This is a genomic window from Streptomyces cellostaticus (assembly GCF_001513965.1).
Taxonomy (GTDB): Bacteria; Actinomycetota; Actinomycetes; order Streptomycetales; family Streptomycetaceae; genus Streptomyces; species Streptomyces cellostaticus.
This window is the reverse complement of the sequence record NZ_KQ948053.1, coordinates 39,719-50,895: the sequence shown is the minus strand read 5'-3', so window position 1 is coordinate 50,895 and position 11,177 is coordinate 39,719. Positions and strand designations below refer to the sequence as shown.

At 67.1% G+C, this 11,177-nt stretch carries 9 protein-coding genes and 3 pseudogenes; 5 read left to right on the top strand and 7 right to left on the bottom strand.

What is annotated here, in order from left to right:
* Nucleotides 1-155 precede the first annotated feature (155 nt).
* A complete protein-coding gene (locus AQI88_RS38735) occupies nucleotides 156-689 on the top strand; it encodes an alpha/beta fold hydrolase (protein WP_244184542.1) in 534 nt (177 codons plus the stop codon).
* A 14-nt stretch (nucleotides 690-703) separates the two neighbouring features.
* Here AQI88_RS38735 and AQI88_RS44270 read toward each other — a convergent pair whose 3' ends face one another.
* The 4 genes and pseudogenes from AQI88_RS44270 to AQI88_RS38720 all read right to left on the bottom strand — a co-directional run.
* Entirely contained in the window at nucleotides 704-889 is a 186-nt protein-coding gene (locus AQI88_RS44270) for a recombinase family protein (protein WP_317931126.1), read from the bottom strand.
* 222 nt (nucleotides 890-1,111) lie between these two features.
* A complete protein-coding gene (locus AQI88_RS38730; RefSeq protein WP_067009535.1) occupies nucleotides 1,112-2,047 on the bottom strand; it encodes a hypothetical protein in 936 nt (311 codons plus the stop codon).
* 493 nt (nucleotides 2,048-2,540) lie between these two features.
* Entirely contained in the window at nucleotides 2,541-2,963 is a 423-nt protein-coding gene (locus tag AQI88_RS38725; protein ID WP_067009532.1) for a hypothetical protein, read from the bottom strand.
* A gap of 46 nt (nucleotides 2,964-3,009) precedes the next feature.
* Nucleotides 3,010-3,831: pseudogene (locus tag AQI88_RS38720) on the bottom strand (IS5 family transposase); the annotation flags it as partial.
* Nucleotides 3,832-3,982: 151 nt separating this feature from the next.
* Between AQI88_RS38720 and AQI88_RS38715 the strand changes: the two are divergent.
* The 3 genes and pseudogenes from AQI88_RS38715 to AQI88_RS38705 all read left to right on the top strand — a co-directional run bounded on the left by AQI88_RS38715 (nucleotide 3,983) and on the right by AQI88_RS38705 (nucleotide 5,772).
* A complete protein-coding gene (locus AQI88_RS38715; protein ID WP_208616022.1) occupies nucleotides 3,983-4,276 on the top strand; it encodes a hypothetical protein in 294 nt (97 codons plus the stop codon).
* Between the two features lie 178 nt (nucleotides 4,277-4,454).
* Nucleotides 4,455-5,128 (top strand): annotated as a pseudogene (locus tag AQI88_RS44265) (HARBI1 family protein); the annotation flags it as partial.
* A 245-nt stretch (nucleotides 5,129-5,373) separates the two neighbouring features.
* Nucleotides 5,374-5,772, top strand: a complete 399-nt coding sequence (locus AQI88_RS38705; protein WP_067009529.1) for a hypothetical protein — start codon at nucleotides 5,374-5,376, stop codon at nucleotides 5,770-5,772.
* A 948-nt stretch (nucleotides 5,773-6,720) separates the two neighbouring features.
* Here the strand turns inward: AQI88_RS38705 and AQI88_RS38700 are convergent.
* Both AQI88_RS38700 and AQI88_RS38695 read right to left on the bottom strand, forming a co-directional pair.
* A complete protein-coding gene (locus AQI88_RS38700) occupies nucleotides 6,721-7,233 on the bottom strand; it encodes a hypothetical protein (protein ID WP_067009526.1) in 513 nt (170 codons plus the stop codon).
* Between the two features lie 124 nt (nucleotides 7,234-7,357).
* The gene (locus tag AQI88_RS38695) at nucleotides 7,358-8,047 is read right to left on the bottom strand and encodes a DUF6159 family protein (RefSeq protein ID WP_159050504.1); all 690 of its coding nucleotides are present in this window, start codon (nucleotides 8,045-8,047) and stop codon (nucleotides 7,358-7,360) included.
* A 263-nt stretch (nucleotides 8,048-8,310) separates the two neighbouring features.
* Here AQI88_RS38695 and AQI88_RS38690 point away from each other — a divergent pair.
* Nucleotides 8,311-8,475: pseudogene (locus AQI88_RS38690) on the top strand (ISKra4 family transposase); the annotation flags it as partial.
* Between the two features lie 704 nt (nucleotides 8,476-9,179).
* Here the strand turns inward: AQI88_RS38690 and AQI88_RS38685 are convergent.
* Nucleotides 9,180-11,156 carry a glycoside hydrolase family 9 protein gene (locus tag AQI88_RS38685; protein WP_067009517.1) on the bottom strand — a complete coding sequence of 659 codons (1,977 nt, stop codon included), beginning with the start codon at nucleotides 11,154-11,156 and terminating at the stop codon, nucleotides 9,180-9,182.
* Nucleotides 11,157-11,177 lie beyond the last annotated feature (21 nt).

The window sequence follows — 11,177 nt, the reverse complement described above, 5'->3', positions numbered from 1 at the left end:
AAGACAGACCTAACGGAGTCCTATTAGAGGAGCTATCATCACAGGTCAAGACACCCTTCCCTTATCCAGCTCACATTCTGTCACCAGCACCGGCCCGCCCATGAATTCATGAGGTCGGGTGCACCAGAGGTAGTCTTTCTCGAAGGGGAGGGCCAATGCTGATCGACTTCGTTCCCGACGGGAGTCTGTACCCCTTCGAGTCTCGCTGGTTCGACTCGTCCGTCGGCCGGGTTCACTACATCGACGAGGGAACTGGGCCGCCGCTCCTGCTCTGTCATGGCGCTCCGACGTGGAGTTTCCTATACCGTCATAACGTGAAGGACCTGCGCGACCGGTACCGGTGTGTCGCCGTCGACTATCTGGGTTTCGGATTGTCCGAACGTCCTGCGGGTTTCGGCTACACGATCGCCGAGCACACCGCGGTCCTCGGCGAGCTGATCGATCACCTGCAGCTCGACGGCTTCGTTCTGATGGGACAGGATTGGGGCGGACCCATCGGTCTGGGCGCGGTCACTGCGCGCGCGGATCGGGTGAGGAAGATCGTGCTGGGCAACACCTCGTTCTGGCCGACCGAAGCGATGGCGAATCGGGCTTTCAGCGTGATCATGGACAGCCGTCCGATGCAGCGGCGGATACTCGAACAGAATTTCCTCGTTGAGCGCGTCCTGCTCTCAGAGGGCGTTCCGTGATGGTTCGTCGGGTTTCAGGTTGATGTAGGGTCCTGCGCGGGTGGTGTGGGTCGGGGCGAGCCTGAGCGCCTTTCCAGTTTCGGCCGCGTCTTGACCCGGGTGGAGATCTTCTCGGAGCACGTCCGCCTGCAGACTGGTTCGAGCGCGTCGAGCTGGGACTGGAGTTCCTGCTGCGCGGTCGAGCAGCGCGCGTAACCGATCCGGATGGGGGTCGCCGCCGCGACGTCGACCGACTGTCGGCGTGATGACCGCTCTTCCCACGATCCTGGTGGAGCCCAGGCGTCAGGCTGGGGTGATGGGAGATCCGCGGGGTGCGCTTACGCCTGGTCCTGTCCGGACGCAAGGGAGCCGGGCCGGCCTCACGGGTTGCGGGCGGCCCGGCCGGTTCTCTTACCTGTTGGTGAGGGCTGGTGGGTGTGTGGTCAGCCGGTGCAGCTGGGGACTGCGGGGGAACTGCCGGTGCAGTTGTTAGGGGTGTTGCCGGAGATCGGGGAGGTGGTGACCGTCATCGTGCCGTTTTCGCGGTAGACGCCGCCGGCATTGAGGGTGGCGTGGTTGGTGCTGACCGGGGTGCTGGTCAGGGTGGTCGCGGTGGATTCGATGGCGGCGATGCCGCCGCCCTGCGACCCGGTGTTCGTCCCGTTGACGAAGCTGCTGGTGGTCGTCAGCGTGCTTCGGATGCCGTTGTAGATGCCGCCGCCCCTGCCTGTGGCGGTGTTGTTGGACACGGTGCTGCCGGTGAACGTCGCCGTTGCCCCGGTGGCGGGGGCGCTGATGTCGGCGTTGGACAGGCCGCCGCCCTTGCCCAGGGCGGTGTTGCCGGTGAGGGTGCTGGCGGTGAGGGTCACCGTGCCGTCGTTGAGGATGCCACCGCCGTCAGTTCCGGCGAGACCGTTGCTGAGCGTGATGTTCCCCTTGAGGGTGAGGTTGCCGGTGGAGGCGACCTTGGCGATGCGGAAGGGGAGGGTACCGCCGGCCGTTGAGCGGGTGATGATGTTGTTGTTGCCGGAAAGGGTGATGGCGGTGGTGATGGTCGGCAGTCCGTCCGGCCCGTCGGTGTCGATGCCGTGGGACGTGGTGAGGGTGTACGTACAGTCCTTCGTCAGGACCACGGTGCCCCCGCCGGCGGAGTTGGCGGTGTTGATGGCGTTGATCAGCGCCGTCTCGGTGCATGCCACGGCCGCCTGTGCGGTGGTCGGGGCGAAGAGGGTCATTCCCGCGGCCAGGACGAAGGCTCCGGCAAGGAACGGTGCGGTGCGGATGCGCCGGATGGCGCCACCGTCGGGGGTGCGGCGGGCTGTCCTGATCCACCGCCTCTGTGCGATCCTGCCGTGCCGGGTCGTGTGCAGAACTCTCATGCCCGTATCTCCAGTTGCTGAGTGCCCATCAGTCCGGGCGGCATGAGTATGCGTCGGGAGGCACGTCAAGTGCGCCTCCCGCGCAGGGGCGCACAGACGGATCCCTGAGCGCGTTGCCGCGAGCGACGGCGGTCTCTCCTTGGAATGTGGGGCGGTAGAGCCCTGTGGGTCGTGACTTCCGAACCGCTTTCTGAATCGACCAGCCAGCACTGCGATCACAGTTTGGGTATGCCGGTGAGCCAGGCGGAGAGGCGGGTGAGGTTGATGGCGGCGCCCATGGAATGGTTCCTGATCACGACGATGGTCTGTACAACCCCAACGGGCTCGCACAGACCGACGTCACGAAGACCCTCGCGATTTTACCAACAGGGTCACCACTTCGTCGCATGGGCCCCACCGCCGTGCACGATCCTTCTCACCGAATCACCGTACCGATGTCCCAAGGCCGACTGGCCGGCCCCTGAGAGAGTGCTCTGCGAGAGTTCGCGGAGTTTCAGCTTGAGTTGGTCTCTGAGGTGGCTGGTGTTGCCTTGGACAGGGTGAACAGCCCCGGCTCGGGTTCGGTGAGGATGTCGCGGGTCACCAGGCGTTTCAGCTTGGCGCGGGTGTTTTCGGTGTGGCGTGCCTCGGTGCCGAGGCCGAGCGCCCGGCTGACCTCCTTGGCGCGGAGTCCCTCTGCGGTCTGCTCGAAGAGCGCCAGGATCTCGCGGTATCCGGGAGGCAGCCGTTCGGGTGGCGAGGTGCCGTCTTCGGCGGCCAGTTCCAAGATGGTCTCCCGGGTGGTCTCCAAACGCTTCAAGGTCTCTTCCGCTGCGCCAAGTTGCTCGGTGAGACGAGCGATCTGATCACGAAGCCGTTCGGCCGTCTCGCGGACGAGATGCTGCCGGGTCTCGATCTTTTCCAGGAGTTCCCTCATCGACGCTCCCGCTGGTCGGGGGTGCTGCGTGCCAGGCCGGCGGGTCACGCCAGGTCAGGGTGGAGGTGCGGGTGAGGCGGCGGAGCATGACGTCGGTCATGGACCAGTGGATCATTGCCACCGAGCTAGCCGGCCGCGCCTCATAGTCACGTGCGAGACGTCGGTGGAGCATGAGGGTGCCCAGGGTCTGCTCGGCCACCCACCGCTTGGGCTGCGGCGCGAACCCTCTCGCGCCGGGCTTGCGCTGGACGATCTCGACGTCGATGCCGAGGCGGACGCCGTGCTCGACGACGGCCTTCTTGAAGCCAGCATCCACCCATACCTTCGTCACGGTGGGCGCGCAGGCTGCGACCTTGTCCAGCAAGGTGATGCCGATCGCGTTGTCGGGGACGCTGGCCGCGACCACGACGGCCGCGATGACCAGGCCGAGTACGTCGGTGACGATGCCTCTCTTGCGGCCCGGGCTTCTCTTCCCCGGATCCAGCCCGGTCGTCTCCTTCGGCGCGTTCATCGAGGCCCGCACGGTCTGGGAGTCCATCACGACTGCGGTGGGGTCCTCATGCCGCTTCCGGCTCTCGCGGACCTGCCAGCGCAACAGGTCGTGGACGGTCTCGGCGGTGCCGTTGTCGCGCCACTTGGCGAAGTAGTAGTACACCGCGCTCTTCGGCGGCAGGTCGTGCGGCAGGTAGCGCCACTGGCAGCCGGTGCGGGCCTGGTAGAGGATCGCGTTCACGATCTCCCGCATCGCGTACTGCCCCTCGTGCCCGCTGACCGAGGGGTGCCGGGCCTTCCAAGCGGTGATGACCGGCCGGATCAGCTCCCAGGCTTCGTCCGACAGGTCGCTCGGGTACGGAGGGCGCTCACCCACGTCCACCAGCACACCGCAGCGACAGCGAACCGCAAGACCGCAAACCAGACAACATGCCGTCAACAGCTACGAGAAGGGTGAATTACTGCAGAACACCCTCTCAGAACTGGGGCGCAAGCTCACCGCGGCCGAGGCCGACCACTATCGCGCGGTGCAGCCCACTGCGGAAGCCCGGCGCGGACTCGCCATGATGCCCAAGGAAATTCGCGCCGCACACCCGCTACTGGACCAACTCGCCCGAGACGTGCCCGTCCTGCTCGGCGACAAGCCGGCCCTGTTGGTGTGGGGAATGCGGGACGTGGTGTTCCGTCCGAACGCCTGTATCCCGCGAATGCGTGCCGCCTTCACCGACCTCGACGTAGTCGAGCTGCCGCGCGCGCGGCACTTCATCCAGGAACACGCACCGGACGCGATCGCGGCGGCGATCGCAAAGCGGTTCCCGTGAGTACGATCGACGAACGCCACTTTGAGGTCTCCTCGACCATGTGACGGTTGCGGTGCGTGACTGTCCGTGGAATGGCGAGTGGTGTTTTAGCGTCAGATGCATGTGACGCCCCTGATAGGAACGGGTCTGCGAAGATCACGTTCCGTACGACTAGAGGCTCCACGTGGCGTCCAGGATTTGGTTCGTCGACGGCACCGGCTGGTCCAGCTCGCCCGGGACAACGGCATCTCGACCCCCACCGCCTACCGCTACCTGCACGAGGGACTGACCGTTCTGGCCGATACCACGCGCCCGATCTGTCCGCCACGCTGGAGCGCGCGGCAACGGCCGATTACACCCACCTCAACCTGGACGACGGCACCGTAATCCGCACCGACCGCGTGGCCGCCGTCGGTCCCAACGGAGCGGACCTGTGGTGGTCTGGGAAACACAAGCACCACGGAGGGAACGTGCAGGTCATCTCGGCCCCGGACGGCTGGCCATTGTGGGTCTCCCCGGTCCGGCCGGGCCGCGGGCACGACACCACCTGCACCCGCGCACACGGCCTCATCTACGCCCTCAACCAGCTCGCCGCCACGCTGGGCGTCCCCCCTGACCGACCTCGGTTACGAGAACATCGGTGACGGCCTCCGCCACCCGGTCAAGAAGCCCAAGGGCGGCGAACTCACCCAGCCCGACCAGGCGTTCAATGCAGTGATCCGCGGCGTCCATGCCGTCGCCGAACGCGCCAACGCGCTGCTGAAGGTGACCTTCAAGGCCCTGCGCCGGGTCAGCCTCGACCCCGCGGCCATCACCCGGATCGCCCGCGCCACACTCGTCCCACTCCGGCTCGAACACAGTCGAACAACCTGAATGAAGAGCTCGCCCTGCGGGGCGAGCGGTGGCCGGCCGCTCTCGTCACTGCTGAGCGGGCGGACCGTTATGGCCGGCCGGTTCGCTATGACCGGCTTTCATCCGACATCAGTTACGAGGTAGTGACATTCGGGGGCCAACTTCTTGGCGCTCCAACTGCTCTTCTTCGGTGAATGTGCGTCAATTGAGCAGCTATGAACCCTAGTTGCTGCAAAGGGAACGAAGAGATCCAAGGAGACCCGAGCATGAAGCTTGGCATGAAGCGGCTCGCGGTAGTCGGCGCGCTGGGTGTGGCCTCGGCAACACTGGCGGTATCCCCGGCGTTCGCGAAGAGTGACATCTCGATTCAGGCCACCCCCCACACCGCGCATGCCGGCCACGTGGTGAAGGTACACGGCCAGGGTGACGACGACGCCGAGCAGTACACCACGCTCGTCATACAGGAGCGATCCGGCAAACCCGGCCACTGGGGCCACTGGCACGCCGTCAAACAGAGCTTCAACGGCGATGCGCGCGCAAACGTCAAGGCCACGCACACGGGCGATCTGCAGTTCCGATCCGTGCTGTACGCGACCGACAAGCACCACCAGCACGCGAAGACGGACCGCACCTCCACGCCAGTGACCGTCCACGTCGTCCGCTAGCCGACGCAAGAGCACCGCACGCTGATCGACTGCCTTCCCCGGAACGACACGGCTGTTCCGGGAAGGCGGCCCGCCGTTCCCCTCCCGCGCCGTCCGCACTGGCTCGATGAAGGGCATCCCCGTACGACACCTCGACGTACGGCCCGGCACCTTCCATCCCAGCCAGTACAGCCATGCAAACGCCCTCAGCGCACTCGCCCCGCACGACGAAACGGCTGGGTTCGATGTCAAACGCCTCGATTGGTTGGCAGAAGACACCCGTGAACCACTGACGACGCGACTCGTAAACAAAGCCAGCTGCTGGTGCTCTTGATCGCTCATGGTTCCAGGGACCACGGATCACCTGTGGACAGACTCCCGCGAGCCGCCAGGCGCCGAGGCCGCCGGGCAGTCGGCCGCCGTTCTCCTGGGGGGCGTGGCGTTCAAATACCCCGACGATCTGCTCCAGTTGCAGGAGGGCCTCGACACCGTGCGCTCTCCGACCTGGACACCCTGGTCCGGAGCTGCCGTACTCCGTGGCGGCCGATCGAGGCCTGGCAGCGCCCTGACGGCCACTGGCTGAGCACGTCCCCTTCTTACCGGGCCTCGCCGGGCTGGGCGGAGCAGGGGCAGAAGGAGGTCACGGCCCTGCGGGGCAAGGAGCGCGACCTCGCCGTCGCGATCGTCACCCACGCACTCTGGAACGGGGGCGCCGGCCCCGAGCGTCCCGATGTCCGCTCCCAGCTCAAGCACGCCCTCGGCAGCTGGGACGGCGAGGGCCAGGAGACGGCGTAGCCGCTTCCTCGTGCTCCAGCGTCCGCCGGCGAACGAGCGGCATGGGGGGCCTCAATTGCTTCACGCACGAGGGCGGTGCCCTCTACCAGGACCTCGCCGAGCCGACGGGACCGCTGAAGCACAACCCCGCCTCGCAGGAAGACCGTCCGGCTCCCGTCCTGCCACCCCAGGCTGTCACCCGACCGACCACGGCGGCAGGTCGGCCTCGGCCGCCCGGCGGAAGACATCTCCACACGTGGGGGACGCCGTCGGCAAGCGTTCGGCCAGGGTGACCAGCACGTAGCGCAGTTCCGAGCTCAGCTGGGAGAGCCGACGGCTGAACTGCCCGCCCTTGTAGGTGTACAGGCGGAAGACGTTGACGCCCAGTTCGTCTCGCTCGTCGGCGAAGGTTTCCGGGAGCCCGGCGAGCAGTTCAAAGTCGCGCTTGCCGGTCGCCGCGTCAGCCACCGCACTCACCGGTAGAGCGTCAAGGTCTGCGGCGGACACAGAAGTGTCGACCGCGACGGCGTGGGCGGCTACGGCCGCGAAGACCTCGATCAGGCGCTCGCCATCCACCATGTTGATGCCCCAGGCCCGCAGGCGCTCGCGGCGACGAGCCTGCCGCCACGGCTCCTCGTCCACCAGCGGCAGCAGGACCCGGCCCAGGTGTGCGCAGCGACGCCACAGCATGTCGTGCTCCGAGGTCACGGTCGATCCTCTCTACGGCGAGTGAAAGACTTGCAGCCGAGGACCAACACGATCGCTGCAGGCCCCCTCCACCTTCCCACTACTCGCAGGGCACGTAGAGGACGGGGCTGCGGTAAAGATCAAGCTAGTGACTGGTCGGGCCGGCCGCAGTGACCGCCTCGCGGTACAGAGAGGTCCGGTAGATGCCGGAAGCGGCGGAGTTGACGACGGCGACGAGTAGGAAGAAGGCCACGACCGCCGCAAAGGTGGCGAAGAGAACGGCCAGGCTGTCGGACTCTACCGCAAGGATCAGCACCACGATCGCGCCGATGACGACCAGTGCGGTCGTGATGAAGAGCTTGAGACCGCCCGCGACCCACTGGCCGAGCGAGTGGCGCCCGAGCGCGAGTGACCGGCGCAGACTGGTCACGAGTCCGGTTCCTTCGACGACGATGACGGGGAGTACGAAGAAGGTCAGCAATGACCAGGAGAACCCGAGCAGTTCGAAGAGCGTCGAAAGACCGGCCAGGGACTCTCCAGTCCGCAGCAGCGAACCGGCTACCAGCGAGAACAGGCTCCAGGTGATCAGGGTGGGCACACGCCGGCCGGTCGCGCGCAGCGAGGCGCCCAGCGGGAGGCGTTCGCCGCCCAGGAGTGTGTGTACGGAGTGGAGCAGGGCTGCGGTGAAGACGCTGTTGAGCGCGGAGGCGACCCACAGCACGAGTCCCATCGCGGCGGACTGAGCCTGGGTCGGAGCCTGGCCGCGCCCGGCCCGGTGCCAAACCTCTTGCAGCAGCAACGGCCAGGAGGCCGCCAGGACCAACGCAACGGTCACGAGGCCCAAAGCGGGAAAACAGAGGAGACCAGGGCGCTGACGCAACACGCGTGCGGCTGTTCGTATGATCCCGTGCTTCATCCTGGCCCCTCGTATGTCAGGTACGGCGCAGACTATCCGGCCCGGGCTTCGGGCACGACTGACGGCCCCGAGGCAGGCCATCCGGGAGCGATCCGGCTCGAGCGGCACGGGCTGGGAAACACGGAAGGCGTCCAGCCGACGAGCACCGCCTCGCGGCCGAGCGGCGCGGCGGGGTGAAAGAGTGCGTGCGCTACCTGGCGAACAAGGGGCCCTACCTGCGCTACGTCCAGGCACTGGAGCAGGGGTGGCCGATCGCGACCGGGGTGGTGGAGGGCACCTGCCGGCATCTGATCGTCGACCGCTTCGACATCACCGGCTCACGGTGGAGCGTCGAGGGCGCTGAAGCGTCCTCGCCCTCCGCGCCGTGATCGACTACGGGGGCTTCGAGGAGTAGTGGCGGTTCCATGCCACACGCGAACGGGAACGGCTCTATCCCGGTACTGACCAGGGAGATTACGTCCTCAGGGCTTGATCGGCGTCGTCACTCGAAACGAGCCGCACCGTGTGCCACGAACACGAGAAGGTGATTGACATGCAGACAGGTCATCAGCCTTTTGAGTGATGCTGCACGACAGATGAAGGGTCTTGACCGTTCGGAGCCGTCTTACGGAAGGAGGCTTCAAACGCCCCAAGGTCGGCCGCCGTGCGGAACGCGAAACCCCCCGACTGAGCCGGCGCCGGATGCGACCACGACACCGCCGCCTTCGCCGTCGCCCTGTCCCCCGCCGGCGGCAAGCGGCTGGACGGCACTCCCGTTGACGACCTGTCCGTCCTCGCTGCGGGCCGCCCAGTCGCGGCCTGCAGTATCAACCACTGCTCAGCTGTCAGTTCATGACGACGTATCACGCCACCGTGGTCCGCCATTCGATGACCTATGCAGACGGCTCCGGCTCGACGTCCGGCGTGAGGCTGTACGCCACAAGCCCGCTTCCGGCCGACCCAGATCCTCAACGGCACCCTGATCGCCACCGACCGCATCGCGGCCCGCGCACACGGTGTGATCCAAGCCTGCCTGTCACGGCAGGTCCACGTCATCGAGATCGCCTCGCGATCAGGATGAGAAGCGTTCACTGGGTTCGTTGTCCTCGGGCCCTGTCGAGAGGCTGAACGCCAGCAACGCGGTAGCCGTGAAGTCGTCGGCCGCCTCGACGGTCTGCCAGGCGCCGACGTTGTCCATATAGCCACCCCCGTGGCCATTGAAGGCGGAGAAGGGGTTGCTCGCTCGGGTCGGGCACGGGCGCATGGTCGGGAAGGAGTTGAGTTCCCTGAGCTTGGCTGCCTCGTTGGGGCCGTTGACCACACCGCCTACGAGGATGTCGCCCTTGCCCGTGAGGCTGCCTGCGAGGTTGGCGGCCTGGTGCTCCGGGCAGTGCGGGAAGGTGGATCCTTCTCCGATGACGAAAGACGATCCCCAGGCGTTGGCGCCCAGCGCCCAGTTGCGCTGCTGGGTGGCGAAGCTGTCGTAACGGGAGTCGCCGGTGACCCGGTGGTACAGCTGCGCGGTGGTGGCCAGGCCGAAGGCGTGGGGCACAGAGTCGAAGTCCGTGTAGTCGGCACCCGCTCGGAAGGGATCCCGGGCTGCGCGAGCCTTGCCGTCCTCGAGTTGCCGCTTCAGGTCGGCGACCAGACGCTCGCGGCCGACCTCGCCGCTCGGCCGGCCGTCGTCGATCAGCTTCGCAAGATCGGCGTGTGCCAGGGCGCTGACGTCGCCCAGCCCGAGAGTGCCGAGGTTGTCCGAGCTCAGGTACTGCTTGGCCCAGTGGCCCGCCTGCCGCGACCACTCCTGTGTCCGGTCGTCTCCCAGAGCCTCGCCGGCCAGGGCCAGTTCCGCGGCGCCGAACTCCATGTCGTCCTCCCAGGACGACTCGGGGTAGAAACCGTGGGGAAATGCGGTGACCAGCTGCCCCTTCGGCGAGGTGTCGGCAAGTGCGTAGATCTGGGCAGCCTTCTCCATTTCCGTGCTGGCCCGCTCCGGGTCGTCTTCGGCATCCAGTTGCGCGGCCAGCGCGAAGGCCGCGGCGACCCGGCCCGCGAGATTGGGGCTGATGGGCTCGCCGGGAGGGGCGGCACGGAAGACCGGCCGGTGTTTGATCGTGTAGTCGGGGTCGCCGGGCCGGACCCGCATCGCGTCATCAGCCTCGGGCAGCCGCCACACGTCGTGATCGGAACGCACCTTGCCGCTGCCGTCGTCGGTGTCGCCCACGCCTATGCCAACCTGGACGTAAAGGGTGCCGGAGGAGCCGTCCCACATCTTGTCCAGCCAGTCCAGCCCGTGGCGGGCCTCCTCGGCCAGCTTCTCACCACCGGCCGGGGTCGTGCGCTGAGCCAGGAGGAGGCTCGCGGTGGAATACGAGGCAGTGTGCGTGAACTTCAGGAAGTCGCCGGCGTCGAACCAACCGCCGGAGACATCGACCGGGCCGCCCACGGGCTTGAGAGGTTCGAGCAGCCGCTCGGCGTCTTCGTCGTAGGCGGGGGTGTCATAGAGCGTGGCCTGCCGGTCGGTCAGATGCGAGGGCTTGCGCCGCAGTACGTCGGCGTCGACATCGGCTCCGTCGCGCTGAGCTGCGAAGAAGCGGACATTGTCCTGGACCACCTTGTCCAACAGCTCGTCGGCGGGCGCCACACGGAACTTCGGCGAGGTCGCGTGGAGCGAACCGGTGACCTCCACCCGGTAGTCGCCGGGAGCGGTGAGGCGGGACAGGTCCAGGGTGTGGACGGACTTGTAGGTACTGCTCCATCGCCCCGTGGAGGGCCCGGCCGTGCCGGACAGCACCTCCTTGCCGGAGCCGTCGAGCACCCGGAAGGGCGCCCGGGTGACAGGGCGGGACGTCATCAGGTAGGCATGCTTGGCCTCGCCGGGTGCGTAGCCGACCTGGTCGACGCGGACCACGGCGGCGGGCGGACCGGCGGCCAGGTCGGCGGTCGGGTCGGCTCCGGGATGGGATCGCGGCAAGCAGGAGACAGCGAGGACGGCGGTGGCGACACCGGCAGCGGCCAGGATGATCGCGCGATTGCGTTGCGGGGACATGCCTGAAGGCTGCCGACGGCA